Origin of the sequence: Actinomadura sp. KC345 (genome assembly GCF_004348515.1) — a bacterium.
Classification (GTDB): Bacteria; Actinomycetota; Actinomycetes; order Streptosporangiales; family Streptosporangiaceae; genus Spirillospora.
Map to the genome: position 1 here is coordinate 27,923 of NZ_SMKH01000001.1, position 26,939 is coordinate 54,861.

The 26,939-nt window shown below is 71.6% G+C and carries 22 protein-coding genes and 1 pseudogene; 14 read left to right on the forward strand and 9 right to left on the reverse strand.

Annotated features, from left to right (window positions below; genetic code table 11):
* The first annotated feature begins 122 nt into the window (after positions 1-122).
* Positions 123-2,204: a serine/threonine-protein kinase gene (locus E1281_RS00125; RefSeq protein ID WP_165958718.1), complete on the forward strand. Its 2,082-nt coding sequence runs from the start codon at positions 123-125 to the stop codon at positions 2,202-2,204.
* Positions 2,201-4,345 (forward strand): serine/threonine-protein kinase, encoded by a 2,145-nt coding sequence (locus E1281_RS00130; RefSeq protein WP_131875016.1) that lies wholly within the window; start codon positions 2,201-2,203, stop codon positions 4,343-4,345. The genes E1281_RS00125 and E1281_RS00130 overlap by 4 nt, the downstream gene beginning before the upstream one ends.
* A gap of 53 nt (positions 4,346-4,398) precedes the next feature.
* Here E1281_RS00130 and E1281_RS00135 read toward each other — a convergent pair whose 3' ends face one another.
* From E1281_RS00135 to E1281_RS00155, 4 genes are all read right to left on the reverse strand, one after another.
* Positions 4,399-5,202 carry an SDR family oxidoreductase gene (locus E1281_RS00135; protein ID WP_207943000.1) on the reverse strand — a complete coding sequence of 268 codons (804 nt, stop codon included), beginning with the start codon at positions 5,200-5,202 and terminating at the stop codon, positions 4,399-4,401.
* Positions 5,199-7,070 (reverse strand): SDR family oxidoreductase, encoded by a 1,872-nt coding sequence (locus tag E1281_RS00145; RefSeq protein ID WP_207943001.1) that lies wholly within the window; start codon positions 7,068-7,070, stop codon positions 5,199-5,201. The genes E1281_RS00135 and E1281_RS00145 overlap by 4 nt, the downstream gene beginning before the upstream one ends.
* Positions 7,067-8,122 carry an FAD-binding protein gene (locus E1281_RS00150; RefSeq protein ID WP_207943002.1) on the reverse strand — a complete coding sequence of 352 codons (1,056 nt, stop codon included), beginning with the start codon at positions 8,120-8,122 and terminating at the stop codon, positions 7,067-7,069. The genes E1281_RS00145 and E1281_RS00150 overlap by 4 nt, the downstream gene beginning before the upstream one ends.
* Before the next feature lie 176 nt (positions 8,123-8,298).
* Entirely contained in the window at positions 8,299-9,531 is a 1,233-nt protein-coding gene (locus E1281_RS00155; RefSeq protein ID WP_131875018.1) for an ROK family transcriptional regulator, read from the reverse strand.
* A gap of 155 nt (positions 9,532-9,686) precedes the next feature.
* Here E1281_RS00155 and E1281_RS00160 point away from each other — a divergent pair, with 155 nt between their 5' ends.
* From E1281_RS00160 to E1281_RS00190, 6 genes are all read left to right on the forward strand, one after another.
* The gene (locus E1281_RS00160; RefSeq protein ID WP_131875019.1) at positions 9,687-10,814 is read left to right on the forward strand and encodes a substrate-binding domain-containing protein; all 1,128 of its coding nucleotides are present in this window, start codon (positions 9,687-9,689) and stop codon (positions 10,812-10,814) included.
* 405 nt (positions 10,815-11,219) lie between these two features.
* Positions 11,220-12,272 carry a pirin family protein gene (locus tag E1281_RS00170; RefSeq protein ID WP_131875020.1) on the forward strand — a complete coding sequence of 351 codons (1,053 nt, stop codon included), beginning with the start codon at positions 11,220-11,222 and terminating at the stop codon, positions 12,270-12,272.
* A gap of 88 nt (positions 12,273-12,360) precedes the next feature.
* Complete coding sequence (locus E1281_RS00175; protein ID WP_131875021.1) at positions 12,361-12,834, forward strand: MarR family transcriptional regulator; 474 nt, start codon at positions 12,361-12,363, stop codon at positions 12,832-12,834.
* 198 nt (positions 12,835-13,032) lie between these two features.
* Positions 13,033-13,317 (forward strand): hypothetical protein, encoded by a 285-nt coding sequence (locus E1281_RS00180; protein WP_131875022.1) that lies wholly within the window; start codon positions 13,033-13,035, stop codon positions 13,315-13,317.
* A gap of 41 nt (positions 13,318-13,358) precedes the next feature.
* A complete protein-coding gene (locus E1281_RS00185; RefSeq protein ID WP_131875023.1) occupies positions 13,359-14,441 on the forward strand; it encodes a hypothetical protein in 1,083 nt (360 codons plus the stop codon).
* Between the two features lie 73 nt (positions 14,442-14,514).
* The gene (locus E1281_RS00190) at positions 14,515-15,927 is read left to right on the forward strand and encodes a VWA domain-containing protein (protein WP_131875024.1); all 1,413 of its coding nucleotides are present in this window, start codon (positions 14,515-14,517) and stop codon (positions 15,925-15,927) included.
* An 85-nt stretch (positions 15,928-16,012) separates the two neighbouring features.
* On the opposite strand, the gene E1281_RS00195 is transcribed toward E1281_RS00190, so the two are convergent.
* Positions 16,013-17,446, reverse strand: coding sequence for an NAD(P)/FAD-dependent oxidoreductase (locus E1281_RS00195; RefSeq protein WP_347813259.1), 1,434 nt, complete (start codon positions 17,444-17,446; stop codon positions 16,013-16,015).
* 72 nt (positions 17,447-17,518) lie between these two features.
* Between E1281_RS00195 and E1281_RS00200 the strand changes: the two genes are divergently transcribed.
* The 3 genes from E1281_RS00200 to E1281_RS00210 all read left to right on the forward strand — a co-directional run bounded on the left by E1281_RS00200 (position 17,519) and on the right by E1281_RS00210 (position 20,407).
* Positions 17,519-19,207 (forward strand): glycoside hydrolase family 13 protein, encoded by a 1,689-nt coding sequence (locus E1281_RS00200; protein ID WP_131875026.1) that lies wholly within the window; start codon positions 17,519-17,521, stop codon positions 19,205-19,207.
* 143 nt (positions 19,208-19,350) lie between these two features.
* Entirely contained in the window at positions 19,351-19,755 is a 405-nt protein-coding gene (locus E1281_RS00205) for a MerR family transcriptional regulator (RefSeq protein WP_131875027.1), read from the forward strand.
* Between the two features lie 112 nt (positions 19,756-19,867).
* Positions 19,868-20,407, forward strand: coding sequence for a DinB family protein (locus E1281_RS00210; RefSeq protein WP_131875028.1), 540 nt, complete (start codon positions 19,868-19,870; stop codon positions 20,405-20,407).
* 77 nt (positions 20,408-20,484) lie between these two features.
* Here E1281_RS00210 and E1281_RS42775 read toward each other — a convergent pair.
* The 3 genes and pseudogenes from E1281_RS42775 to E1281_RS00225 all read right to left on the reverse strand — a co-directional run.
* Positions 20,485-20,757, reverse strand: a pseudogene (locus tag E1281_RS42775) (alpha/beta fold hydrolase); the annotation flags it as partial.
* Positions 20,758-20,802: 45 nt separating this feature from the next.
* Positions 20,803-22,083, reverse strand: a complete 1,281-nt coding sequence (locus E1281_RS00220) for a YibE/F family protein (RefSeq protein ID WP_131875029.1) — start codon at positions 22,081-22,083, stop codon at positions 20,803-20,805.
* A gap of 88 nt (positions 22,084-22,171) precedes the next feature.
* A complete protein-coding gene (locus E1281_RS00225; protein ID WP_131875069.1) occupies positions 22,172-23,362 on the reverse strand; it encodes an MFS transporter in 1,191 nt (396 codons plus the stop codon).
* Between the two features lie 260 nt (positions 23,363-23,622).
* On the opposite strand from E1281_RS00225, the gene E1281_RS00230 reads away from it, so the two are divergent.
* From E1281_RS00230 to E1281_RS00240, 3 genes are read left to right on the forward strand one after another with little or no spacing between them, the layout of a single operon-like run.
* Entirely contained in the window at positions 23,623-24,675 is a 1,053-nt protein-coding gene (locus E1281_RS00230) for an iron ABC transporter permease (RefSeq protein ID WP_243716429.1), read from the forward strand.
* 2 nt (positions 24,676-24,677) lie between these two features.
* Entirely contained in the window at positions 24,678-25,460 is a 783-nt protein-coding gene (locus tag E1281_RS00235) for an ABC transporter ATP-binding protein (protein WP_131875031.1), read from the forward strand.
* Positions 25,457-26,431 (forward strand): ABC transporter substrate-binding protein, encoded by a 975-nt coding sequence (locus tag E1281_RS00240; protein ID WP_131875032.1) that lies wholly within the window; start codon positions 25,457-25,459, stop codon positions 26,429-26,431. Before E1281_RS00235 ends, E1281_RS00240 begins: the two co-directional genes overlap by 4 nt.
* Positions 26,432-26,451: 20 nt before the next feature.
* Here E1281_RS00240 and E1281_RS00245 read toward each other — a convergent pair whose 3' ends face one another.
* On the reverse strand, positions 26,452-26,901 hold the full coding sequence (locus tag E1281_RS00245; protein ID WP_207943003.1) for a Fur family transcriptional regulator: 450 nt from the start codon (positions 26,899-26,901) through the stop codon (positions 26,452-26,454).
* Between the last annotated feature and the right edge of the window lie 38 nt (positions 26,902-26,939).

Here is a 26,939-nt window from a genome sequence, read left to right on the forward strand (position 1 = left end):
GACGAAGCGACCAGCGTGAAGGAGCTGGACCGGTTCCTTTCACAGTGGAGTCGAGCCGCGCCGGGTTGTAGGCGTCCCCTTCGTTGAACAGATATACATGTTCATTTGAGGTGGAGATGGACGTGCGGTCACTGCAGCCGGGGGACCCTGCGTGGATCGGCCCGTACCGGATTCTCGCCCGGCTCGGCGCGGGCGGGATGGGGATCGTCTATCTCGCCCGGTCGCCGGGCGCCCGGCTGGCCGCGCTCAAGCTCGTCCGGCGGGAGTTCGCCGACAGCGCGGACTTCCGGGAGCGGTTTCGCCGCGAGGTCACCGCCGCGAGGAAGGTGAGCGGGCTTTACACGGCCCCGGTGCTGGACTCCGACGCCGACGCGCCACAGCCCTGGTTCGCCGCCGGCTACGTCCCCGCGCCCACGCTGAGCGAGGCCCTCGCAAGCGTCGGAACGCTGCCGGAGTCCGCCGTCCGGGCGCTGGGCGCGGGACTGGCAGAGGCGCTGCAGGCGATCCACGGAGCCGGCCTGGTGCACCGCGATCTCAAGCCCGGCAACATCCTGCTGGCCGAGGACGGCCCCAAGATCATCGACTTCGGGATCGCCAAGGTCGCCGACGCCACGCAGCTCACCGGCACCGGCGCCATGATCGGCACGCTGGCCTACATGGCTCCCGAGCAGATCGCCGGAAGCAAGGACGCCGGGCCCCCGGCGGACGTGTTCTCGCTGGCGGGTGTGCTGGTCTACGCGGCCACGGGCGCCAAGCCGTTCGGCGAGCGGGACTCGGCCGCGGTCCTCTATGAGGTCATGTACGAAGAACCCTGCCTCGACGGCGTGCCCGCGTCACTGCGTGGACTGCTGGCCGCCTGCTTGGCCAAGGACCCGGCCGGACGCCCCACGCTGGAGTCCGTGCTCGCCGCGACGACCCCGGCCGATCCCCGGGCGTTGGGCTCACCCGCGCTGCGCCAGGAGGTGGCGGCCAGGGAGGCCGAGGCGAACAGGGTGGCGTCGGAGCCGGTCACGGCGCCCCCACCGCCGCTGCGGGTCGATGACGCGGAGGCGGGCAAGACCGGACGACGCCGGATCCTGGGACTGGCCGCCGCGGTCGCCGTGGTCGGCATCGGCGCGGGGACGACCGGCTGGACGTTGACCCGCGGGGGCTCCAAGCCCGCCAAGCCCGCACCCCGAGGAACCCCCCTCGCCGCGGCGCCCCCGCTCGCGTGGACGTTCACCCCGCCGCGGCCCATCAGCGGGGCGTCGGTGGTGCTGGTGGCGGACGGTGTCGTGTTGTGGGGCGGCGAACAGGAGATGTACGGAGTGGACGCCGACTCGGGGCGGCAGCTCTGGACGGAGGACAAGGCCAATACCCTGTACTCGGGCACTGTCGCCCACGGATCGACGTTCGTCGTCCTCGGCGGTGTGGTCGGCGACATCGAGGACCAGACGATCACCATGGTCCACGCCCCGACCGGCAGGACCACGAACGTGCCCAAGCCCCGCGGCGTCTCCCCCAGGTCCGTCCTCGGCGTGGTCGACGACACGATGCTCGTGCGTTCGATGAAGAACCTCTGCGCGCTGGACCTGACCAGCGGCGAGATCCAGTGGGAGGTCCCGGTCGAGGGCCTGGTCGCTTCCGGAGCCGCCGACCAGACCGGCTTCTACGTCAGCACGGACCCCTCCCTCGCCGCCCTCGACCCCGTCACCGGCCGCAAGCGCTGGGTCCACACCTGGCCCGAGGGCGGCACCCGGAAAAGGGCGAGCCTTGACATCGCGGTCGCCGGCGGTCGGGTGTTCGGCAACTTCGGCGACACCGTCCAGGCGATCGACGCCGCCGCCGGGACGCCCGTCTGGTCGCGGGACACCGACAGGCAATTCGACACCGTCATTCCCGCAGGCGCCAACGTGATCTTCAAAAAAGAGGTTCTCCAGGCCTACGACCAGGCGACCGGCGCCCCCCGGTGGACGCTGGCCGGTCCAGAACCGTTCGCCGACGACCGGGGACACATCGCGGCGACCGGCGACCTCGTCGCGGCCGCCTTCAACGACCCGACAGGCCCGTCCCAGGGCGTTCTCGTCGCCGGGACCGATGGCCGGGCACTGTGGGCGCACCGGGGGCCGGCGGACACGCAGCGCGGCTGGGAAGTCGCGGTGTCCGGGTCGTCGGTCTTCGCGACCGACCACAAGCGGCTCTACCGCTTCCAGGCGGGGCGATGACGGCGGCGGGGCTGGAGCCCGGCGATCCCGATCGCATCGGGCGGTACCGTCTGCTGCGGCGCCTGGGCGAGGGCGGCATGGGCGTGGTCTACCTGGGCGCGTCCCCGGCGGGACGGGCGGTGGCCATCAAGGTCCTGCGGCCCGAGCTCGCCGGAGACCTTGCTTTCCGCGCCAGGTTCCGGGGCGAGGTCGAGACCGCCCAGAAGGTCAGCGGCGCGTTCACCAGCCCGGTCGTCGAGGCCGAACCCGACGGCACCGTCCCGTGGCTGGCGATCGCGTACGTCAACGGCCTCAGCCTGAAGGAGACGATCGAGCGGTACGGACCCATGCCCGAGGCGCCGCTGCGCACCCTCGGCACCGGACTGGGCGAGGCCCTGATCTCCATCCACGAGGCGGGCCTGCTGCACCGCGACCTCAAACCGGCCAACATCCTGCTCGCCAAGGAAGGCCCCAAGGTCATCGACTTCGGCATCAGCAAGGCCGCCGACACCGCCACACTCACCGAAGAGGGCCAGTTCATCGGCTCCCCCGGCTACATGTCCCCCGAGCAGATCCACGGAACGCGACTCACCCCGGCCGCCGACGTGTTCGCCTACGGCGCCGTACTGGCCTTCGCCGCCACCGGGCGCCCGCCGTTCGGCAAGGACGCGGTCCCTACGATCATCCATCGGACCCTGCACGAGGAACCCGACCTGCGCGGCGTCCCGGCTTCCCTGGCGCAGCTGGTGAGCGCCTGCCTCAGCCGGGATCCCGACCGGCGTCCGCCCGCGAAGCTGCTCCCGGCGCTGCTGGCCGCCCGGCCGGTCACGCCCGGCTGGCTCCCGGATGACATGGGCGACGAGTTGCGGCGGCGGGAGGACACCCTCGTCCTGGATCTGCGAACGGTCGCCGGCGTCCGCACCCGGCGACGGCTGCTGGCCGGCGGGGCCGCCATCGCCGGACTCGCCGCCATCGGCGGCGGAACCGCCGCGGCACTGGCCGCGACCCAGGGCGCGAAGGGGCACCGGATCGCTCCGCCGAAGCTGCTGTGGCGAATTTCGATCCAAGACGAGGACGACATCACTCTCGTGGTCCGCTCTCGATCGATCATCTCGGTCGCCCGCAAGGTCTTCGAGGACGATTTCCGCGGCTACTCGCTGGCCACCGGACGGCAGATCTGGTCTCAAACCGGCGAGATGGCCGCCGGGCCGACGCTCATCTATACGACGGCCGACTCCGAAGGCACGGTCGTCGCCATGGACGAGTCCCAGGCGGTCAAGTGGACCTACGACGCACCGGAGAAATACCAGTACCCCGAACTCATGATCTCGGCCAACGAACTGCTGGCCCTCAGCGGGGATCAAACGATCACCGGCCTGGATCCCGCCACCGGCCGCCGGCTCTGGATCCGCCGGTGGCCGCAAGCGTCGTACACCGTCGTCAACGGCATCCAGGGCCGCACCCTCCTTGGCGAGGCCGCCCAGGAGAAGAAGGGCGAGAGCCGGCACGTCGCGCTCGACATCACGACGGGCGCGGACCGGTGGACCAGCCCGCGCGAGACGATGCTCATGGTGCCGGGAAGCGGTGACCTGGTCTTCAGCAGTCCCTCTCCCACCACTCTCGACGCGCTGTCGGTCGACACCGGCCGGAAGGTCTGGAGCGCCGACCTCCCCAACGCCGCAAGGGACCCTGACGGCAAGGGCGCGCTCTTGCTCAACGTGAGCGTGGCCAATGGACTGGTCTACCTGAACGGGCCCACCATCTACGCCCTGGACGCGGCCACCGGCCGGCAGCGATGGACCTACACGCCGACCTCGCCCGGCGGCCGGGCAGGAGGCTTCCTGGTCGACGGGAGCTACGCCTACGTCCTGGACAGCCCACGACTGGTCGCCCTCGATGCCCGCACCGGCAGGCGTCTCTGGTCCGCCAACACCCCCGCGCCCGACACCGCCCCACTGATCGTCGCCGGCGGGCTGATCTGCCTCGGCGTGGCAGGCACCAAGGGCTCGGGGCTCTACGCCTGGGACGCCGGAACAGGGCAAATCATCTGGAATTACCCCGTAACAACCCCTGTCTCCACCAAGCAATGGGAACTCAGCACCCACGGCCCCATCCTCGCCGCCGCGCACGGCAACGCGCTGCTCGCCTTCCACCTCGGCTGAGCTCAACACCTTTCGGCGTGGCCGGCTTCGGCTCCGGTCGATGTGCGGCAGTGTCAGACGGTCGAATGGTCGGGGCGTGCGAGAGGCCACGTGATGCTCAGCCCACCGTCGACGACGAGGTTGTGTCCGGTCACGTGGGCGGCGAGGCCGCTGGACAGGAACAGCACGGCGGCGGCGATATGGGCCGGGGACGCCAGTCGCCCCAGCGGGGTTCGTGCCGAGTTGTCACGTATCGCCTCCGTGAACCGCGGGTCGGCCACCATGCGCGGCGTCAGGGTCGCCCCCGGCGACACCGCGTTGACACGGATGCTCTCCGGGCCGAGCTCGACCGCGGCGGTGCGGACCATCGACAGCAGCGCCGCCTTGGACATGCCGTAGAGGCCGTGTCCGGGTGCGCTGGCCAGGGCCGATACCGACGCGATGAAGGTGAGCGATCCACCGCCGCCGGCGCGCAGGTACGGTACCGCGGTCCGCAGTACGCGAACGGCCTGCCCGGCGACGATCCCGTCCTGCCAGGCCCAGTCGTCGTCGCCGGTCCCCGCCAGCGGCGTCCAGCGGACGAGCCCGACGACGTCGGTGACGCCGTCGATGCGGCCGGTCCGGCGGGCGGTGTCCGACAGGACCCGATCGAACCGGCCGGGCTCCGTGACGTCGCAGGTCGCCGCCGTTCCACCGGTCGCCTCGGCGACCGCGGACGCCTGTGCCGGATCGACGTCGACGCAGACGACGTGTGCTCCGGCTGCGGCCAGCGCGCACGCGGTCTCGCGGCCGATTCCGGGCCCGACGCCGACGACGACATGTGTCCGGCCGTCAAGACGGAGAAGTCCGGCGTAGTCGAGGTCCTGGCGGCCGGTCACGAGCCGTCGCCCCTGCCCGCCGCGCCGGTGGTGTCGGCGAACCGCCCGGTCTGGACACCGGCCATGTAGCCGCCGTCGACCCACAGCACCTGGCCGTTGAGGTAGCTCGCGTCCGGACTGCCGACGAACGCGAGAACCGAGGCCTGCTCCGACGGCTCGGCGACCCTTCCCAGCGGCATCGGGATCCCGTCGAGGAACGCGTCGCCGCGCGCACGTCGCGAATCGGCGAGGATCGGGGTCTCGGTGAGACCGGGGCAGACGCAGTTCATCCTGATGCCGCGCTCCGCCAGCTCGACCGACCGGTGCAGCGTGTACCAGATGATCGCGTCCTTCGAGACCGCGTACCCCGTGCCGAGCTCGGCGGCGTGCTCGTCGCACCAGCGCCGCGCATCGTCGCGGCCGGCGGTGGCCAGCAGCCCGGCGACGAGATCGCGGCGCCTTCGGTGGTGCGAGCCGGCGATCGAGCCGGTGTTCGCGACGGCGGCGCCGGCCGGCATCCGCGGCAGAAGCGCCTCGGTGCGCCGTGGTGTCGCCCCAGTGACCGTCGTAGGCGCTCTCGCCCCGGTGGAAGTCCGGGTCGTACAGCTCGGCGACGTCACAGTTCCAGATGCCGATGGTGTCCACGAGGGCCGACGCGTCGATCCCGGCGGAGGCCGCGAGTTCGGCGATGGTGGCGGACCGGTGGAACCATCCCGGGACCGCCTCGCCGGCGGTGACGCCGAGGAAGCCGTACCGGCCAGGTGCTCGTGGTCGAACACGATCCATGCCGGGAGGTTCGGGTACTCGAACCGCGCCGGGTCGAACTGGTGGAACGCGCCGCCCATGCTGTTGTAGTCGCCGGCCTCGTTGGTGAACCGGCGGCCGTACCGGTTGACCATGATGCTGCGCGGCCGGGTGCGTTCCAGCCGCACACTGCGGCTGCGCTGGTGGCCGCCGAGCGTGTCACCGGCGATCTGGACGATCGGCACCCACCATGCCTGGGGCATGTTGCCCAGCGCGGCACCGGCCTTCATCGACATCCGCAGTCCGTCGCCCATGTTGTTCGGCGGCGATGTCGGCCCGTTCATCGGGCCGCGCAGGAAGGTCCGGACCAGCTCCGCGTCCCACTCGAACCCGCCGGTCGCGATCACGACGCCGCGCCGGGCGCGCACCGTCCGCCTGCCTTCGGGAGCCGCCACCACGACACCGGTGACCGCGCCGTCGTCGACGGTCAGCTCGACGGCGCGTGCGGACGTCCGCGGCTCGACTCCGAGGTCGAGCAGGCCGCGCAGCAGCGCCCCGACCAGGGCCTGGCCCGTCACCCGCATGTCGCCCCCGCCGGACCCGTCCGCGCCGCCGCGCCCGCCCCAGAGCCGATCCCGGGTCTCGGCGTCGAACCCGACGTTGCTGTAGTCGTCGGGGAACGTTGTCACCCGGTCGGCCCAGTCGCCGAGGGCGGCGAAGTCGAACGGGGCCGGGTTCAGCGACCGGCCGCCCTCCCGTTTGCCGCCCTCGTGCTCCGGCTTGTAGTCGGGAAACCCGTCGGCGACCGAGAGGCGCAGCGACGTGTGCGCTTCGAGGAACTCGACCGCCGGGGCGGCCGAGCGGACGAACACCTCGGCCAGGTGCTCGTCGATCTGGCCGTTCGCCAGGGCCCGCAGGTGGGCCGTCGCGTCCTCGACCGGCAGCGGTACCGGTGCGTCCGGACGTTCGTGGGCGGGCACCCACACGACGCCGCCGGACACCGCGGTCGTCCCGCCGATCTTCGGCGCCTTCTCCAGCACGGCCACCGACGCTCCCTGCGCGGCGGCGGTCACCGCCGCGGACAGCCCGGCGGCTCCGGTGCCCAGGACGACGACGTCGTAGATCTCGCTGACGGGGTCGGTCATGCGGATTCTTCCTCTCGCGCAGGTGTGCCGCCGCCCGGGCGCCGGAGTCGCCCGGCGATGTGCTCGGCCGCCACATATCCGAAGGTCATCGCCGGGCCGATGGTGGCGCCGGCTCCGGCGTAGGTCCGCCCCATCACGGCCGCGGACACGTTGCCGACGGCGTAGAGGCCGCCGATGGCGCTGCCGTCCTCGCGCAGGACGCGGGCGTGCTCGTCGGTGCGCAGTCCGCCGTTCGTGCCGAGGTCGCCGAGCACGATCCGGAACGCGAGGAGCGGCGGGCCGCCCAGCGGCGCGAGGTTCGGGTTGGGCAGCGTCGGGTCGCCGTAGTGGTGGTCGTAGGCGCTGTCGCCGCGGCCGAATTCGTCGTCGTGCCCCTGCGCCGCGAGCTTGTTGTACCGGCGCGCGGTCTCGGCCAGGGCGTCGGCCGGGACGCCGATCCGCGCGGCGAGCTCCGGCCAATTGCCGGCCTGCTTGACCGCGCCGCTGTCCAGCCACGCCTTCGGTACCGAGTGGCCGGTCGGAGCCGGGGCGAACGGGATGCGGGGCAGCGGCAGGTGGCCGGCGATCACGTACCGCCGCCAGGACCGGATGTCGGTGATCAGCCAGCAGGGGATGTGCTCGACGCCGCTCTCCCGGCCGGCGATCATCGCATGCCCGAAGTCGGTGTACGGGCTCGCCTCGTTGATGAAGCGCCGGCCGGCGCCGTTGACGATGAACTGGGCGGGCATCATCCGCTCGTTGAGCAGCATCTGCTTGCGCCCGTCCGGCCAGGCGAGGGTGGGGAACCACCATGCCTCGTCCATGTGCTCGACGGCCGCCCCGGCGTCCCGGCCCGCGCGCAGGCCGTCGCCGGTGTTGTCCGCAGCGCCAAAACTCCAGTCGGCGTCCAGGTAGGGGTGGTGCTCCTCGCGGAGCGGGGCGTCGTGGTCGAACCCGCCCGACGCGAGAACGACTCCGCCTCGGGCCATGACGCGGACCGTGCGGCCGTCGTGTTCGACCATCGCGCCGACCACGCGGGCGTCGGTGCCGCCGGTGGTGATGAGCGACCGCACCGGGGATGATGTCCCAGGTGCAATAGACGGGGTCTTCACCGGCGTCGGCGGACGGGCGATCACGACGTGATCGCGGGCGGGCTGCTCTGCCTGGTCGCGGCCGACTCGCTCATCCCCGTCGACCGGGCGAAGGGCGATCCCCCGGCCGCACGGCGGCGATCAGGGACCGGCCGGCCTCACGCGGGTGGCAGGTCTTCCGAAGCACGGGGCAGCCGGTCGAAATGCGGCGCCAGGAGGTGGGCGGAGGTCCGGCGGGTCGCCAGGACGATCGCGCCGAAGACCTCGGCGCGGTCGCCGAGGTGACTGCCGCTGATGGTGATGCCCTGGGTGAGGGCCGCGGGCAGGCCGTGGATCAGCTCGTCGCGGATCCCGTCGAGCAGGGGGCGGCCGACGGCCGCGACCTCGCCGCCGACGATGACCCTCCGCGGTTCGAGCATCGCGCAGATTCCCGCCAGCGCGCGTCCGATCATGCGACCGGCGTCGGTGATCACTCGCCGCGCGCCCGGATCGTCGGCCGCGAGCAGGGCGATCAGGTCGGTGATGGTGGTGCCGGGGCCGCGGGTGTGCGCGAACGCGGCCGTGAGCGCTTGCGCCCCGACGGCGGTCTCCAGGCAGCCGCGGTTTCCGCAGCGGCACACGTAACCGCGGTCGACCACGGCGATGTGGCCGAGTTCGCCCGCCATTCCCGTGGCGCCCTGGTAGAGGCGGCCGTCCATGATCAGCCCTGCGCCGACCCCGTCCGCCAGCATGATGTAGATCAGGTCGTCGACTCCGCGTCCCGCGCCGTAGGTCCACTCGGCGAGGGCGCCCAGGTTGGCGTCGTTCCCGACATGGACGGGCAGCCCGATGCGCTTGCTCAGACGCGCGGCGACGTCGGCATCGGTCCAGCCCGACAGCATGGACGGCAGGCTCAGCGCGTGCGACCGCGACCGGACGGGCGCCGACACCGCGACCCCCATGCCGAAGACGCGCCCCGTGTCCCGTCCCGCCGTCGTGACCAGGTCGAGGGCGGTGTCGGCGATGAAGTCGAGGGCCTCGTCCGGCTGATGGTCCACGTCGACCTGGTGGTACCGCTCGCCCAGCATGCCGCCGGAGAGATCGGCCAGCAGCACGCGGATGTCGGTGTGACGCAGATGGACACCGAGCAGCGCGCCGCCCTCGGGGTTGAGCGTGAGCGGGGTCGCGGGCCGGCCGCCGCGGGCCGCCGACGGAAGTGCCACCTCGGCCGCCTCGATCAGGATGCCCTCACCCAGCAGATCGGCGGCCAGGCCGGAGACGGTCGTCCGCGACAGGCCCGTCGCCCGGGCGATGCCGACCCTGCTGATCCGGCCGTGCTGCCGGACGGTGTCCAGAACCAGCAGCCGGTTGCGAGACCGCAACGAAGTGAGGGACCCCGGAGCCTCGTCCATGCCGACAGTCTAGGCAATTTGTTCGGCCTCCGTATTAATAGCGGCCTTATGTGGCCGTATTTGTCCTTGACGCTGATTAACCGGGGTTCTTACAGTTCAGCGAACGTCGACGGCTCGCGGCCAGATGGGGCTGGCCTCCACCCCTTGGAGCTGACATGTCAAGCAACGCACCGGCGCTGATCCTCCGGGCCGTCGCCCGCCGCAAGAGAGTCGCCGGCCTGACCGCCGCGTTGACGGCGGCGGCCCTCACCATGACGGCGTGCGGAGACGGATCCGATGGTTCGAGCGACTCCTCGTCGGGCGCGGCGGCCAAGGGCATGGTCGGTGTGATCCTGCCCGACACCGCCTCCTCCACCCGGTGGGAGAGCTTCGACCGGCCCTACCTGGAACAGGCGTTCAAAGCGGCGGGCGTCCAGTACGACATCCAGAACGCCGAGGGCTCGACCCAGCGGTTCCAGACCATCGCCGACCAGATGCTCACCAGCGGGGCCGGCGTCCTGCTCATGACCGGCCTCGACTCCAGCTCCGCGGCGGCGGTGCAGCGCAAGGCCCAGGCGCAGGGCGTCAAGACGATCGACTACGACCGGCTGACGCTGGGCGGAGTGTCGGACTACTACGTCTCCTTCGACAACGTCCGCGTCGGCGAGGAACTGGGCAAAGGCCTGCAGAAGTGCCTGGGGGACAAGGCGGCCAACATCGTCTACCTCAACGGTTCACCGACCGACAACAACGCCACGCTGTTCTCCCAGGGCGCGCACAAGATCCTTGACCCGGTCTCCACGTACAAGAAGGTCGCCGAGCAGGCGGTCCCGGACTGGAGCCCGGAGAAGGCGGCGACCATCTTCGAGCAGATGTGGACCGAGCAGCAGGGTCGGATCGACGGCGTCCTGGCCGCCAACGACAACCTCGGCAACGCCGCGGCCGCGGTGGTCAAGAAGAACCAGCGGGGCGGAGAGGTCGCCATCACCGGCCAGGACGCGACCCCGCAAGGGCTGCAGAACATCCTGGACGGCACGCAGTGCATGACCGTCTACAAGCCCGTCAAGCAGGAGGCCGACGCCGCCGCCAAGCTCGCCATCGCCCTGATGAAGGGGCAGAAGGGCCAAACGAGCGCCACCGTGAACGACCCCCAGGGCAAGCGGGACGTGCCCTCCGTACTGCTGACCCCGATCGGAATCTTCAAGGACAACGTCAAGCAGGTCGTCGCCGACGGCTTCGTCAAGGCAGCCGAACTGTGCAAGGGCGCCTACGCGGCCAAATGCAAGGAAGCCGGCATCCAGTGACCGGCGACCGCCGCCCACCCGAGGCCAGATCTCACGCGTGGTGGGAGGTCACGGTGCTCAGCCCCGCAGTTCGTCCTCGGTGCGAACGGGGCCGCCGCCCTCGGGGATCCAGCGGCCCGAGTCGCGGCACTTGACCGCTTCGTGGAAGCCGTGGGGCGGCGGCGAACTCCTGGAACCAGCGTCCTTCGGACGAGTGCCGGGTGATGGGACCATGCCCGGCGACCGACGACCGCGATGGCGGTCAGGGCGTGACGATGGGGCAGTCGGGCTCTGGAGCGTCCAGCACGGCGAGCAGCCGCCGTAGCGTGCCGGAGGTGACCTTGAAAGTTGACGCGTCATCTACTATGGGTTGATCGTTCATGCCGGTCGAGGGCCGTGTGCCGACGAGGAAGGCAGGGGATCGTGATGACCAACCCGGAGGCGCGCCCGGCTCCCCATCTGTGCACCGAGGGCGGCCTGCCCGGGTTGAGGGCGGAACGCGAGGGCGGGGCCCCCGTCGAGATCGTCGGCGCCCGTGCCGTGCCGCTGGGCGGACCGCGCGCGATGAACGTGCGCCGCACACTGCCGCAACGGCAGCGTTCGTTGATCGGAGCGTGGTGCTTCGTCGACCATTACGGGCCGGACGACGTGGCGGCCACCGGCGGGATGGACATGGCGCCGCATCCGCACACCGGGCTGCAGACGGTCAGCTGGTTGTTCGAAGGGGCCATCGCCCACATCGACTCCGGCGGCAACAGCGCGGACGTCCTCCCCGGGGAGATGAATCTGATGACGGCCGGGGCCGGCATCTGCCACTCCGAGACCTCGGACCCGGCCACCGGCCGGCTCCACGGGGTCCAGCTCTGGCTCGCCCTGCCGGAGGAGGTCCGCCACAGCCTGGGGCGCGGGTTCGAGCGTTTCGTGCCAGAGCCCGTCGAATTCGCCGGAGGGTCCGCGCTGGTCTTCCTCGGTTCGCTTCTGGGTTCGCGGTCACCCGTGACCACGTACACGCCGCTGGTGGGGGCCGAACTCCGGTTGTCCCCCGGTGCTGAGATCGATCTCGAGGTCGATCCCGGGTTCGAACACGGTCTCCTGGTGGACACGGGAGAGTCCGTCACGCTCGAAGGCGTCCACGTGCCCAAGGACGCCATGGGCTACACCGGGGTGGGGTCGGAGACGCTGCGCATCGCCAACGGTGGCGGCGAACCGGCCAGGCTCGTGCTCCTGGGAGGCGCCCCCTTCGGCGAGGAGGTCGTCATGTGGTGGAACTTCCTGGGCCGATCGACGGAGGAGATCAGGCAGTACCGGGAGGAGTGGGAGAACCACGGCGAGCGGTTCGGGCGCGTCGACGGTTACGTGGGACACGGCGGCCCGGGAAGGAACCGCGACGGGATGGCGAGAATACCGGCCCCGGAACTGCCGCAGGTCCGGATGCGGCCGAGGAAGAACCCCCCGCCCCACGCGCGGTTCGACGGCTGACCGGGGACCGGCCGTCCGCCTTCACGGTGGAGGAGTTCGCGGGCTCCGCACAGTAGGTGAGGTGTCAACTATTCGTTACACTGCGCCCATGAACGCGACACCGCGCTGGCTCGATCCGGAGGAGAAGGCCGCCTGGGACAGCTTCATCCGCATGCAGGAAACGCTCATCGGACGGCTGTCCCGCCTCGTCCAGGCCGACTCCAAAATGTCCGCCTCCGACTACCTCGTGCTCGCCAAGCTCACCGAAACGGACGGCGGGCGGATGCGCATTCTGAAACTGGCCAGACTCCTGGAGTGGGAGAAGAGCCGGATGTCCCACCAGACCACGCGGATGACGAAGCGCGGGCTCGTGGCCAGGGAGGAGTGCCCCGAGGACGCGCGCGGAGCATTCATCGTCGCCACTCCGGCCGGGTACCGGGCGATCGAAGAGGCCGCCCCCCTACACGTCGAGCACGTCCGCCGCCTGTTCATCGACGCCCTGACCCCAGACCAACTCAGCACATTCGCCCGGCTCTCCCAGCGTGTCTCCGACCACATGGAGGAGCAGCCGGAGTCGTTGTAGCCACCGGCGGTTCTCCGCCTTCCACCGGCCGCACCGACGGGGCGAAACGGCACGAACCTTCCACGGCGACGACAACCGCGAGAATGGGGCGCGCGTAAGCTCAAAAGTGCTTACAGTGGCCGTTTCTGGTCAGTTCTAGCGAGCCTTTTCACTGATGCCGTGAGGGACGAGAACGGTCACTGACGCGACAATGCAGATATGGGTACTCGTCTGTGTGTTCTTTTAGGGGCCGGTGTCGCGCTGGCCGCGTTGCTAGGGCTGGCCGTGTACTGGAGCCAGGTCGGATTCCGGCTAGCGGACGCCTTGGGATGGGCCGGCGCCGCGGTGGGTACCGCCGGTCTGCTGCTGGCCGTTTACGGAATGGCCGGCAGTGGCCAGGGCGGCTCGGCGGAGAGGCCCGCGAACGTGCGGATGAAGGCCCGGACGTCCGGCAAGGGCCGGACATACCAGGCCGGCGGCGACCAGAAGATCAATGACCGATGAGCGGTTCACGAACGCCGGAACCCGGTGTCGGAATTCCGTCGGTGCAGCTGAAGGCGAAGTCCTCCGGTAATAGCCGGCTCTATCAATCGTTCGGCGACATGCGCGTGTTCAACGTCGTCCCTCCCGGTGCCCGCACCCCGGTGCTCGTCGTGCTCGTGCTGGTCTTGCTGGTCGGTGGCGGATGGGTGCTGGTGACGTGGGTGCGGCCGTTGTTCGCGCCGGCGTACAAGACGCAGTTCCTCATCGACGGGACCATGACCTCGGGTGGACCGGAGGCGGTCACCGCGTCCCTTCGCAAGGCGGTCGGCAACGCCGCCGCCGACGACGCGCTGGCATTGCGGACCTTCGGGGGCGAGTGCGGTTTCGGCGACAACACCGAGCAGCTGGTGGGGTTCGGCACCGGCAACCGCGAAGAGGTCGCCCGGGCCACCGGTGAGGTGAGCTGGGGCGGGAAGCCGACGCTGGTGCGCGGGGTCGTCGAAGCGGTGGACGACTTCTCCAAGCGGCTGGCCTGGGGCGCCGACCAGCACGGGACGCGCGTCAACCGCCTCATCGTGGTCACGCGGCACGGGACCGACGCGTGCGAGGACGACCCCGCGGTCGTCCAGCGTGAGATCCACGACCGTCTCGAGTCGGCCGGCCTGAAAGTGGAGTTCAAGGTGATCGGCTACCAGGTTCCCGAGGGCGAGCGTGAACGGCTCAGGCAGATCTCGGCGGGCATCCGCGGTGACGCTCCGATCTTCGCGTCCGACCCGTCCCGGCTGGCCGCCGCCATGGAGTGGTTCACCAACACCCAGCCCGTCCTGCGGGAGGCGAGGAAGGTCACCGACGTGCTGAACCTCGCGGTGGGCCGTGTGGAGGACGCCCGGACCGCCATTGACGAGGGCGGTTCGACTCCGCCGGCGACCAGCTCGACCGGGCCGAATCGGCGGACGTCGGCGCGACGCTGGAGTCGCTGGAGAACCGGGCGAGAACGCCGCAGGCGCGGGACGTCCACCTCAAGGCGCGGCGGCTGTCCTCGCAGCAGCGGCGCGTCGTCCAGTCCGGGCGGGGTCTGCTGGAGGCCACCCAGGACGGCGGATCCCGCGACGCCGAGTTCACCGCCTACCGCGCGGCGGTCGTGACCTACAACCAGCAGGCTGAAGGGTTGAAGAAGGCTCTGGACGCGCTGCGGGCCACCGGACCGGGGGGACGGTCATGACGTCCTCGCGCCGGCGCCGGCTGCTGTGGGGGCTGGCCGTGACCGGGGTTCTGGCGGTCGCGGCGGGCGTGGCCGTCTACGTCGTCAAGTCGATCCCGCAGTACCGGACGACTTTCCTGGTCGATGCATCCGTCACCGAGCAGGCCGACTTCCAGGCGGTCCGCCGTTCGGTCGTCTCGGCCGCGCAGAACGCGGGCGAGCGTGACGCCATGGCCCTGCGCCGGTTCGGCGGCGAGTGCGGGAACGCGGACAACACCCGGTCTCTGGTGGGCAGCGGAATCGGCAACGGCGAGGAGATCGGCGCGGCGGCCCGGGCGCTCACGGCACGGGGCAAGGCCACGCTGGGCAGCGGAGTGCTGGCGGCGATCGACGACTTCGCCGGCCGGCACCCGTTCCGCGGCAGGGAGGGCAACCGCATCATCGTGGTCACCGGGCACGGCACCGACGCCTGCGACGGCGACCCCGCCGAGCTGGGCCGCCGCATCAGGAGCCGGGCCGGGGAGGTCGGTGTGGAGATCGACATGCGGTTCGTCGGCTACAAGGTCCCCGCCGCGGGCCGCTCGGTTCTCGGTCGGCTCGCCACGACGGCCGGGCAGCCCGCACCGGACTTCCCCCAGGACGGCACCGAACTCGCCGCGACACTGAAGAGGTACACCGTCCCCACCTCCACCGACCCCAAGCAGATCACCCTCCCGGCCAAGCCCGTCACCACGCGGCCATGCACGTTGGAGCACAGGCAGCGCGGGTGGAAGAAGACCTCGCGGCCATCGAGGTTCGAGCTCCCCGAACAGGTGAGGCTCCCGGCCGGAGCGGCCGTGTACGAGGTCCCGCACCACCCGTCCGGTTCGGGTGCCTCCCGCTTCGTCGCGGAAGCCGGAAAGGCGACCTGCTCCAGCGGACCACCCGGCGAGCCGAGCGAAGGGCACTACATCGGCGCCAGAGTCCAGAAGCTCTACCCGGAAGGGCCCGAATTCAACGACCCCGCCCAGATGAGCTGGGTCGGCCTCACCGTTGAGGACCCCGACGCCTCCTGCTATCTGTTCCCGAAGAACCCTGCCCCCCAGCCCGGTTACGTCGCGGCGAACTGCGAGACGGTCGCGGCCGCGATGTGGCTCGCCGACCGCGAGGAGGTGACCACCGGGAACCCGCGGTACAAGGCCGCCCTGTCGCGGGAACCGGGCATCGGGAACTGGCAGCGCGTGCCCGGGTCGATCGAGGTCGCCCTCGCCGTGGACCGGCCCGGCCCCGAGAACCCGGCGATCCTGTGCGTCCAGCCGAAGAGTAGGGCCTCCCTGTGCACCGCGGCCCTGACCTTCCACTTCGTCGAAACGATGAAGGAGGGACTACCGAAGGACAGGCTGGAGGCCGGCGTGCAGCAGATCGAACGCTTCATGTCGAAGAGCTCCTGACATCCGGCCACCCGGCGCGCGGTGGCGGGCCCCGGCCCCCCGGCTGATCGAGGTCGGGGGGCCGGTCGGCGGGACGACCGCCTGGTCAGAGTCCGAGTTCCTCCAGCAGGCGCAGCCACACCTCGTTCATCGAGGGGAAGACCGGTACGGCGTGCCAGAGGCGTTGCAGCGGGACTTCGCCGACGATGGCGACCGTGGCGGCGTGCACCATCTCGGCGACGTCCTGGCCGACGAGCGTCGCACCGACCAGCACGTCGCGTTCGCCGTCCACGACGATCCGTACCCGGCCCGTGTAGCCGTCCGCCTGGAGCGCCGAACCCGCGACGGCGAGGTCGATCTCCACCTCCCGGTGCTCCGGCCGCCGCGCACCGGTGACCCCGACGGCGGCCACCTCCGGGTCGGTGAACACCACCTGCGGCACGGCATGGTGGTCGGCGGTGGCCGCATACGCGGTCCACGGCCGCGGCCGGACATCGGCGCCCGACGCGCGGGCGGCGATCACGTCGCCGACCACGCGGGCGGCGTACTTGCCCTGATGGGTCAGCGGTGCGCGCCCCGTGACGTCGCCGGCCGCGTAGAGCCAGCCGCCGGGGACGGCCCGCACCAGCCCGGAATCGTCCACGTCGAGCCGATCGCCGGAGACCAGCCCGAGCGTCTCCATGCCGAGTTCGTCGGTGGCCGGCCTGCGCCCGGTGGCCACCAGCAGCTCGTCGGCGGCCACGCGCCGCCCGTCCGCCAGCCCGACCCGCACCTCGCCGTCCACGCGCGACACGTCCGCGGCGTCCGCTCCCAGATGGAGGGTCACCCCGTCGGCCCGCAGTCCGTCGGCGACCGCGTCCCCGGCGAACTCGGGAAAGGCGGGCAGCGGGCGGTCACCGCGAATGATCAGCTCGACGCGGGCGCCGAGCCGGGCCCACGCCTGGGCCATCTCCACCCCGACCACCCCGCCGCCGAGCACGGCCAGCCGGCCGGGAACCGTGCTCGCCGCCGTCGCTTCTCGCGACGTCCAGGGGCGCGCGTCCGCCAGGCCCGGCAGTTCGGGCAGCCTGGCCACGCTGCCGGTGCACACCACGACGGCGTGCTCGGCCCGCAGCACCCGATCGCCTACCGTGACCTCGCCTTCTCCGGTGATCCTGCCGTGCCCCCGCACAGGGTGGATCCCGGTCTCCCGGACCCACCGTTCCTGCCCGCCGTCGTCCCAGTGCTCGGCGAACGCGTCACGCCGCTGGAACACCGGGCCGGGATCCAGGCGATCACCGACCGGCACCCCGGGTACCCTCCGGGCCGCGGCGAGCGCGTTCCCCGGTCGCAGCAGGGCCTTGCTCGGCATACACGCCCAGTACGAGCACTCGCCGCCGTACCGCTCGTGCTCCACCAGCGCCACGCTCAGACCGCCGCGAACCGCACGCGCGGCCGCGTTCTCCCCCACCGGGCCACCACCGATGACCACAACATCAAACGTCTCCTGAGTCACACAGTGAGCGCACACCACGGAACCGCGTAACGCAACTCCACGCACCCGGACCCGCCTGCGCGCCGGAGTTGCGTCACCTCGATTGCGCGTCAAAAGGATCTCCAGACAGTCGCTCCTATGGAGCCGCCATCGAGATCTCATTCACCGACGGGCCTGGAGACACGTCGCTCCGCGGAGTCCGCGGGCGCCACGCGCTGGTGGCGTGACGCGGTCATCTACCAGGTCTACGTGCGCAGCTTCGCCGATGCCGATGGGGACGGCATCGGCGACCTGGCGGGGGTCCGCAGCCGGCTCCCCTATCTGGCCGCACTCGGCGCGGACGCCGTGTGGCTCACGCCGTTCTACGCATCGCCGATGGTCGATGGCGGCTACGACGTCACGGACTACCGCTCGGTGGATCCGGCGTTCGGCACGCTCGCCGACGCCGCCGGCCTGATCGGGGACGCGCACGGCCTGGGGCTGCGGGTCATCGTCGACATCGTGCCCAACCACACCTCCGACCAGCATGTCTGGTTCCAGGAGGCGCTGGCGGCCGGCGTCTCCGGACAGGCGCGGGAGCGCTACGTCTTCCGGCCGGGGCGGGGAGCCGACGGCGAACTGCCGCCCAACGACTGGGAGTCGGTCTTCGGTGGTCCCGCCTGGACCCGGCTGCCCGACGGGCAGTGGTACCTGCACCTGTTCGCTCCTCAGCAGCCCGACCTGAACTGGGAGCATCCGGATGTGCGCGCCGAGTTCGACGATGTCCTGCGATTCTGGCTGGACCTGGGGGCCGACGGATTCCGCGTCGACGTGGCGCACGGCATGGTCAAGGCGGCCGGGCTCCCCGACGTCGGTGACGCGCCGCAGTCGCGGCTGCTGGGACGGGGCAAGGTCCCGTACTTCGACCAGGACGGCGTGCACGACATCCATCGAGGCTGGCGGCGGCTGCTCGACTCCTACCCGGGCGAGCGGATCGGGGTCGCGGAGGCGTGGGCGCCCTCGCTCGAACGGCTGGCCAACTACGTGCGGCCGGACGAGTTGCACCAGGTTTTCAACTTCGACTACATGAGAACCGGCTGGGACGCCGGCGCGCTGCGCTCGGTGATCGAGAACTCCCTGGCATCGACCGGCTCCGTCGGCGCACCCACCACCTGGGTGCTGTCCAACCACGACGTCCAGCGGCACGTCACCCGCTATGGCGACGGCGAACGCGGGTGGCGGAGGGCCCGAGCGGCGGCGCTGCTCACGCTGGCGTTGCCCGGCTCGGCGTACCTCTATCAGGGAGAGGAGCTCGGCCTGCCCGAGGTGCTCGACATCCCGGCCGAACTGCTGCGCGACCCGCAGCTCGAAAGCATCAAGGGCGGCCGGGACGGTTGCCGGGTCCCGCTGCCGTGGTCCGGCAACGAGCCGCCTTTCGGGTTCGGGCCGGGCGGTGGCTGGCTGCCGTCGCCGCCCGAGTGGAAGTCACTCACCGTCGAGGTGCAGCAGGACGACGACTTCTCGATGCTGAACCTCTACCGCCAGGCCCTCCGGATCCGGCGCGAGCATCCGGCGTTGGGCGACGGTGAGCTGCGCTGGCTGGACCAGCCGCCCGGTTGCCTGGTCTTCGAGCGCAGCGGCCATGTCTTCGAGCGCAGCGGCCATCGCGACGGCCCCCGATTGCTGTGCGCGGTGAACACCGGTGACCAGAGCGTCCGGATCCCGGCCCGCGGCCCGCTCCTGCTGAGCAGCCGGCCGATCCGTACGGAGAACCACAACGCGGTCCTTCCGCCCGACACGGCCGCCTGGTGGGACGTCACGCACGACCCGCCGGACCTGTCACGGTGATCGTCGCGGGCGGTCGCGTCCGAACCGGCACACCGGCGGCGCCGCGCAGCCCGGCCGTACCACGAGACAGATGATGGCAAGCTTGACCGACGATACGATCATCCGCCCCGGCGAGGCAGGCCGGCGGCGCGAGGAGGACCCCGATGGACGGCAGGCACATGCAGATCGGCGAGGTCGCCGACCGGACGGGCCTGAGCCTGCGCACCATCCGCCACTACGAGGAGGTCGGCCTCGCCCTGCCCACGGCGCGCTCCCAAGGCGGTTTCCGCCTCTACACCGACGACGACGTGACCCGGCTCCTGGTCATCAAGCGCATGAAGCCGCTGGACTTCACCCTCGAAGAGATGCGCGACCTGCTGGACATCCTGGATCGGCTCCAGTCCCCCGGCACCGGCGACGCCGCCCGCGCCGGCCTCGCCGAACGCCTGGCCGTCCACCGCTCCCTGGTCGAGGAACGCTGCGCGAAGATCCGTGCCCGCCTGGCGGACGCCGAACGGTTCTCCGCCGAACTCTCCGCGGAACTGCGCGAACACCGCCCAGCGGGCTGAGGTGGTCGCCGGGGGCCGTTTCCGGCGTGGAGGGCTTCGGTCTTGCCGGCCCGCGAGGTGGGTGGGGCCGGCGGCGGTCATCCGGGGTCTTGCGTCGTGTCAAGATCGCTGGATGACCGTGGAACGTGCTGAGATGCTGATCCGGCAACTCGAGATCCCCTGGGCGCTGTTCGAACACCATCTCCCGGGCCTCGACGACGCGCTTTGCCTCTGGGAGCCCGAGCCGTACTGCTGGACGGTCCGGCCGGACGGGCAGGGGCGCTGGATCGCCGACTTTCAAGTGCCCGAGCCCGATCCCGTGCCCGCGGTCACGATCGGGTGGGTGACCTGGCACATCGGCTACTGGTGGACCACCACGCTCGGCCACTGCTTCAAGGGCGGCGCACCCGAGCGCGAGCAGATCACCTGGCCGGGCGGTGCCGAGGCGGCGGTCGGCTGGCTGCGCGGGCTGCATGAGGAGTGGCGGACCGGCTTGGCGCAGCTCACCGACGCCGACCTCGACTCCGCCGACCGGACCTCCGGGCTGCCGTGGGCGGCGGAGCTGACGATGGGCGACGTGGCGGCCTGGGTCAACATCGAGCTGACCAAGAACGTCGCCGAGATCGGCCTCCTCCGCCACCTGCACGGCGCCCGCCGTACCACCGCCTCCTGAGAGGGGCGGGCCGATCCCGCCGGTCTCGCCGCAGGAGGCGAAGGAGGTTGCCGTGGCGGCCCGGTGGCGGTGGCCGGCGGGTCCTCCAGCACGGGCGAGTGCCCGAGACCGGGCAGCATCTCGACCTTCGCGCCCGGAACGGCGCGGTAGTCGTAGGCGGAGGAGGATCGCCATCTGCGGTCGTCCTCGCCGAAGATCACCAGTAGTGGCCTGCCCAGGTCCGCCAACCGATCCGGCAGCGTCCCGGTCGAGCCATTCCGGGACGTACCGCGCGTCGCGGGGGAACTGTTCGGGAACGAACCGGCGACTGACCGCGTGCGCGAGCCGGAACCGCAGGCTATCGAACGCATGGTCAGTCCGCGCGGCGATGATGTCGATGGCGCGGCCGTATGCCGTCAGATGCTCTCGGCCTGCACGCCCGCGGCGTCCGGCGACGGGCGGGCCTCGGTCGGGGACGACGCGTCCCGGGCGCCGGGGCCCTGGTGGACGGCGGCCAGGGCGGCGAGGGCCGTGGTGAGCGGGACGGCCGCGATGAGGCCGAGGGTGCCCGCGACGCTGCGGACGATCTCCTGGGCCACGGCGGGGTTGGTGAGCACCTCACCGGCGGACCGGCCGCCGATGCTGAACAGCAGCAGGAGCGGAAGCGACGCCCCGGCGTAGGCGAGGACGATCGTGTTGATCACCGACGCGATGTGCGAGCGCCCGACACGGGCGGCGGCGCGGTACACCTGCATGAAGGAGTACGAGGGGTTGGCCCGCGCGAGTTCCTGGACGGTCATGGACTGCGTCACGGTGACGTCGTCGAGCACCCCCAGCGAGCCGATGATGATGCTGGCCAGCAGCAGCCCCTGCGTGTTGATGCCGTAGTCCATGTCCAGGAACAGCGAGTTGTCGTCGATGATGCCGGTGAGCCGGGTCAGGTCGATCGCCACCGCGGCCAGGACACCGGTCAGCGTGAGGCAGCCGAGCGTCCCCATCACGGCGACCGACGTCGCCACGCTGATCCCGTGGGTGAGATAGAGGACCGCCAGCATGATCGCCGACGCGCAGACGATCGCCACCGGCATCGGCGGGCTTCCCTCGATGATCGCCGGGATCAGGAACAGCACGAGCAGGGCGAAGGTGACGGCCAGCCCGACCAGCGCCGTCAGGCCGCGCCAGCGTCCGAAGGCGACCACCGCGAGCACGAACGCGGCCGCGACCACCCACAGCGCGGTGGACCGGTCGTGGTCGGACAGCTGGTACGCGGGGCCCTCGCCGACACCGGGAAGGCTGACGAGCACCACCTCGTCCCCCGCCTCGAAGACCCGGTCGCCGGGGCCGCTGGGCAGTTCCGTCCTGACCGCGCGCCCGTCCTGCGGCCCTGACGTCAACTGGACGACGGCCTCGCCGCACCTCCTGGGGTCGGTCGGTGCCCGGCCGGCCGCCTGGCCCTCCGGTGCCGCCTCTGGAACGACCTGCTTGGGGCAGGGCTTGAGGTTGATCCGGAGCACCGTCCCGGTCTCCCTGGCCTGCTGCGCGGACGCCCCCTGCGAGGCATCGGAGCCGCTCGGCCACATCCACGCCAGCGCGGCGATCGTGACGACCGCGAGCAGCACGATCACGACGAGCATCACCCGGACGGTGCGTTGCGAGGCGGACCCGCCGCCGGACTCGTGCGAGTGGAAGGCGCCCATGGCAGATTCGATCCTCTTTGCGGAAGTTCCGGCAGAGCGCCGGGCGTTTGCGGAGCTTCCGGGAAGATTACCGCCGAGGAAACGTCGTCTACTCCGGCCGCGTGCCGGAGAAGCGGCGGGTGCCGGGGACGAGTGCCGCGGCGGCGGGGGCCAGGAGGCAGACGGCGGCGCACGCGCCGAGGACGGGTTCGGGGCCGAAGGCGTCCATGGCGGGGGCGATGAGGGCGAGCCCGAGCGGGGCGAGCCCGTACGACAGGAGGAAGTCGAGGGACGAGACGCGGGCCAGCTTTCCCGGCTCGATCTCCCGCTGCGTGGCGGTGAACCAGGGCACGTTGAACAACTCGATGCCGATGCCGGTGACGACGTAGGCGGCGATGACCACCCACGGGTGCACGGGTAGCAGCAGGCTGAGCGGCGCGAGGGCGTAGAGGGCGAGGCCGGCCAACGCGTTCCAGCCCTGGGCCCGGGGGCGCCAGCGCGCGATGAGCAGGGCGCCGATCAGCGCGCCGGCGATGTAGGCGGTCGCGGCACCGGCCAGCACCGCTTCGCTGCCGTACCGGTCGCGGCTGACCAGCGGCAGCGCCACGGCGGTGGCCGAGTAGCCGGTGGCGATGACCGCCGTCAGCGCGGCCAGGCCGGCCAGGAACCACGTATGCCGCCGCGCCTCGGCGACGCCCTCGGCGAACTCGGCGGGGAAACCGGGCCGGGACCGCCCGGCCGCGGCCTGTGCCGGACCGCCCGGCGGGGGCGCCAGCGCGGCCACCACCCAGAGCAGGGCGATGCCGAGCAGCAGGCCGCGGGCGTCCAGGACCACCGCGAGCAGGGCCGCCATGGCGGGGGCGACGAGCGTGGTCACCCGCACGGCCAGGGTCATGGCGGCGTTGGCCCGTTGCCGCCGCGCGGCCTCCACCACCTCGGCGGTGAGCGCCTGGAACGCCGGACGGCAGGCGCCCTGACCGGCCCCCGCGAGCGCGGCGGCCACGGCCATGAGCGGCACCGAGCGCCCCAGCCCCAGTGCGATCAGCGGTGTCGCGACGGCGGCGGACGCCCCCGCCCACCGCACCATCTCGCGGCGCGACCGGCGGTCGGCGAGCACGCCGCCGACCGGCACCGCCGCCAGGAACCCGACCGTGCGGGCGGCGAGCACGAGACCCAGCGCGGACGGGGACAGGGAACGCTCCAGCACCGCGAGCCCGAGGACGAACGGCAACGCCCAGGTCGCGAGGCCGGACGCCGTGTTCCCGGACCAGAGGCGCAGGAACGCCACGTCCCGCAGCACGGAGCGGTCGGGCGCGTCCCCGCCGGGGGCCTGCGGGGGCGGTGCTGTCGTCACGGGTGCTGTCTCCTGCCGCACGGCCCGCGCTCCGCCCCGAGGGCGAAGGAGCGTCTGACAATGATTACCGTTATAGCTATCACAGGGTCGCACCTCTTGCCCCCGGACGATCGGGGCATGGTACGTTCTGCGCTGAAAATCGTTTTCATTATCGAATGGGTGCCATGTCCTCGACCGCTCTCTCCCCGGCCGCGACGCGTACCGGGATGCGCGAACGGATCGCGTCACGCCCGGGGCTGGCGGCGCTGTGCGGCGTCCTGGCGCTGATCCTGGCGGCGTCGATCGTGGTCGCCATCGGGCTCGGCGCGGCGGTGGTCGGTCCCGCGGACACGGCGCGTTACCTGTGGGCGGCCCTCACCGGCGGAACGGTCGAGGCCGGGGAGGCGTCGACGTACCAGATCGTCTGGCAGATCCGGACGCCGCGGGTCCTGCTGGCGGCGCTCGTGGGCGCGGGGCTGAGCGCGGTGGGCGTCGCGATCCAGGCGATCGTCCGCAACGCGCTCGCCGACCCGTTCGTGCTCGGCGTCTCCTCCGGAGCGTCCGTGGGCGCGGTCGGCGTCAGCGTCACCGGCGGCCTCGCCGGGCTCGGCGTGTACGCGATGTCCGCCGGTGCGTTCGCCGGCGCCCTGGCCGCCTCAGTGCTGGTCTACCTCGCCGCGTTCGGCCGCGGCACGCTCTCACCGCTGCGGCTCGTGCTCACGGGCGTGGCGATGTCCCTCGGGTTCCAGGCGCTGATGAGCGTGATCGTCTACTTCGCGCCGGACGGCGAGGCGAGCAGCATGATCCTGTACTGGACGATGGGCGGCTTCGGCGCCGCGTCCTGGGGCGCGCTGCCCGTGGTGGCCGCGGTCGTCCTGCCGGGCGTGCTCGCGCTGTACCGGTACGGGCGGGTGCTGGACGCGCTGGCGCTCGGCGACGAGACCGCCGCCAGCCTCGGGATCGACCCCGACCGGCACCGCCGGATCCTGCTGGTGCTCGTCTCGCTGACCACCGGGGCGATGGTCGCGGTGAGCGGCGCCATCGGCTTCGTCGGGCTGGTCATGCCGCACCTGGTCCGGATGGTCGTCGGCGCCGTCCATGCCCGCGTGCTCGCGGTGGCCCCGCTGCTGGGGGCGATCTTCATGGTGTGGGTCGATCTGGCGGCCCGGACGCTGGCGGCCCCGCGCGAACTGCCGCTGGGCGCCATCACGGCGCTGGTCGGGGTACCGGTGTTCATCGGGCTGATGCGCCGCCGGGCCTACGCGTTCGGAGGGCGCTGACGATGGACCTCGCACTGGTCGGGCTGACGGTCGCGGCCGGCGGCCGCAGCCTGGTGGACGCCCTGTCGCTGGAAGTGCCGAGCGGGCGGATCGTCGGGCTCGTCGGGCCGAACGGAAGCGGCAAGTCGACCGCGCTCCGATGCGTCTACCGCGCCCTGCGCCCCAGTTCCGGCACCGTCTTCCTGGGCCGCGACGAACTCTCGGACCTGCCACTGCGGCGGAGCGCGCGGCTCGTCGCGGCGATGACCCAGGACGGCGCGGTCGATCTGGACTACACCGTCGAGGAGGTCGTGGCCCTGGGCCGGACACCGCATGGACGGGGCAACGCCCCCCTCACCCGCCGGGAGCGGGAGCTGTGCGAGACGGCGATGGAGCGGCTCGACATCTCCCATCTGGCCCGGCGCGGCATCCTCAGCCTGTCCGGCGGCGAACGGCAGCGCGTCCTGCTGGCACGGACGCTGGTCCAGGAACCGCGGGTCCTGGTGCTGGACGAGCCGACCAACCATCTCGACGTCCGCCACCAGGTCGAGATGCTGTCGCTGCTGAGGGAACTCGGGCTCACCGTGCTGATCGTCCTGCACGACCTCAACCTCGCCGCCGCGGTGTGCGACCGGATCGGCGTCCTGTCCGGGGGACGGCTCGTCAAGGCCGGGACGCCCTGGGACGTTCTCACCCCCGACATCGTCGGCGGCGTCTTCGGCGTCGAGGTCACCGTCGTCCCGCACCCGCTGTCGGGCTCCCCGCAACTGTTGTACTCCCTTCCTCCCGAAAGGTCCACGTCATGAAACGAGCCCTCGCGGCCGCCGCCGGCGCCATGGTCGTCCTCAGCGCCTGCGGCGCGGAAGTCGAAGCGGACCCGGCCTCCGCGAAGCGGAAGGTGAAGAGGTGCGGGGAGACGGTCGAGTACTCCGTGCCGCAGCGGGCCGTCGCCTACGAGGGCGGCAGCGCCGACAAGCTGTTCAGCCTCGGGCTCACCGAGCACGTCCACGGCTACGTGATGCCGCCCGCCAATCCCCCGGTCAGCGAGTCCCCGTGGGCGGCCGAGTACGCCAAGGTCGAGATGCTGGGCGACGACCTGCTCAACAAGGAGATCGTCGTCCAGGCCAAGTCGGACTTCGTCGTGGCCGGCTGGAACTCCGGATTCAGCCCGCAGCGCGGCATCACGCCGGAGATCCTCGACCGGCTGGGCATCCAGAGCTTCATGCACGCCGAGAGCTGCTTCAACTACCCGGGACACCCCGAACGGCTCGCGCCCTTCGACGCGCTGTACACCGACCTCCAGCGGCTCGGACAGATCTTCGGGGTCGAGGACCGGGCGGCCAAGCTCGTCGCCGACCTGAAGGGGCGGGCCGAGGCGGTCCAGCGGGCCGCCCCGAAGGACGACCCGGTACCGGTGTTCCTCTACGACTCCGGCACCGACCAGCCGCTCACCGCCGGCAGCCAGGTGCCCCCCAACGACATCATCAAGACCGCCGGGGGCCGCAACATCTTCGACGATCTCCAGGAGCGCTGGACGCAGGTCGGCTGGGAGGCGGTCGCCGAGGCCCGGCCCGAGGTCATCATGGTCCTCGACTACGGCGACCAGCCCGCCGCCGAGAAGATCGACTTCCTCAAGGAGTCGCCGCACACCCGCGGCCTGCCCGCGGTCGAGAAGGACAACATCTTCATCCTCGACTACAACGAGGGCATCAGCGGCCCGCGCAACATCGACGGGCTGGAGAAGTTCGGCGAGTACCTGCGGACGCTCGACCGCTGACGCGGGGCGAGACCGGGGGGTCAGCCGTTCCGGCGTGCGCAGTCCGGGCAGAGTCCGAAGATCTCCACGGTGTGGTCGATCTCGGTGAACCCGTGCTCGGCGGCGACCTGCTCGGCCCACCGCTCGATCGCGGCCGCCTCGACCTCCACGCTGCGCCCGCAGGAGCGGCAGGTCAGGTGGTGGTGATGGGCGCCGGTGTCGCAGCGCCGGTACAGGACTTCGCCGCGCTCGTCGCGAAGGGCGTCGACCCCGCCGTCCTGGTGGAGCGCCTGCAGATGCCGGTACACCGTGGCCAGCCCGACCCGCTCGCCGCGGCGTCTCAGCTCGGCGTGGATCTCCTGGGCGCTGCGGAACTCCGGCAGTTCGGCCAGCGCCTGGCTGACCGCCTCCGCCTGACGCGTCGCCCGTACCCGTGTTCCCCGCCCGGGGACGGTCCGCTGCGGCGGACGAGGGGATTCGGACATGGTCATGGGGCGGCGCTCCGGCAGGTCGAGGGGCGTTGCATCGG

Bases quoted from the DNA above. Each gene is read 5' to 3' on its own strand.
- E1281_RS00130 (WP_131875016.1), top strand. From the start codon at position 2,201: ATGACGGCGGCGGGGCTGGAGCCCGGCGATCCCGATCGCATCGGGCGG.
- E1281_RS00145 (WP_207943001.1), bottom strand. From the start codon at position 7,070: ATGACCGACCCCGTCAGCGAGATCTACGACGTCGTCGTCCTGGGCACC.
- E1281_RS00155 (WP_131875018.1), bottom strand. From the start codon at position 9,531: ATGGACGAGGCTCCGGGGTCCCTCACTTCGTTGCGGTCTCGCAACCGG.
- E1281_RS00160 (WP_131875019.1), top strand. From the start codon at position 9,687: ATGTCAAGCAACGCACCGGCGCTGATCCTCCGGGCCGTCGCCCGCCGC.
- E1281_RS00170 (WP_131875020.1), top strand. From the start codon at position 11,220: ATGACCAACCCGGAGGCGCGCCCGGCTCCCCATCTGTGCACCGAGGGC.
- E1281_RS00175 (WP_131875021.1), top strand. From the start codon at position 12,361: ATGAACGCGACACCGCGCTGGCTCGATCCGGAGGAGAAGGCCGCCTGG.
- E1281_RS00180 (WP_131875022.1), top strand. From the start codon at position 13,033: ATGGGTACTCGTCTGTGTGTTCTTTTAGGGGCCGGTGTCGCGCTGGCC.
- E1281_RS00190 (WP_131875024.1), top strand. From the start codon at position 14,515: ATGACGTCCTCGCGCCGGCGCCGGCTGCTGTGGGGGCTGGCCGTGACC.
- E1281_RS00200 (WP_131875026.1), top strand. From the start codon at position 17,519: ATGGAGCCGCCATCGAGATCTCATTCACCGACGGGCCTGGAGACACGT.
- E1281_RS00205 (WP_131875027.1), top strand. From the start codon at position 19,351: ATGGACGGCAGGCACATGCAGATCGGCGAGGTCGCCGACCGGACGGGC.
- E1281_RS00210 (WP_131875028.1), top strand. From the start codon at position 19,868: ATGACCGTGGAACGTGCTGAGATGCTGATCCGGCAACTCGAGATCCCC.
- E1281_RS00220 (WP_131875029.1), bottom strand. From the start codon at position 22,083: ATGGGCGCCTTCCACTCGCACGAGTCCGGCGGCGGGTCCGCCTCGCAA.
- E1281_RS00230 (WP_243716429.1), top strand. From the start codon at position 23,623: ATGCGCGAACGGATCGCGTCACGCCCGGGGCTGGCGGCGCTGTGCGGC.
- E1281_RS00235 (WP_131875031.1), top strand. From the start codon at position 24,678: ATGGACCTCGCACTGGTCGGGCTGACGGTCGCGGCCGGCGGCCGCAGC.
- E1281_RS00240 (WP_131875032.1), top strand. From the start codon at position 25,457: ATGAAACGAGCCCTCGCGGCCGCCGCCGGCGCCATGGTCGTCCTCAGC.
- E1281_RS00245 (WP_207943003.1), bottom strand. From the start codon at position 26,901: ATGACCATGTCCGAATCCCCTCGTCCGCCGCAGCGGACCGTCCCCGGG.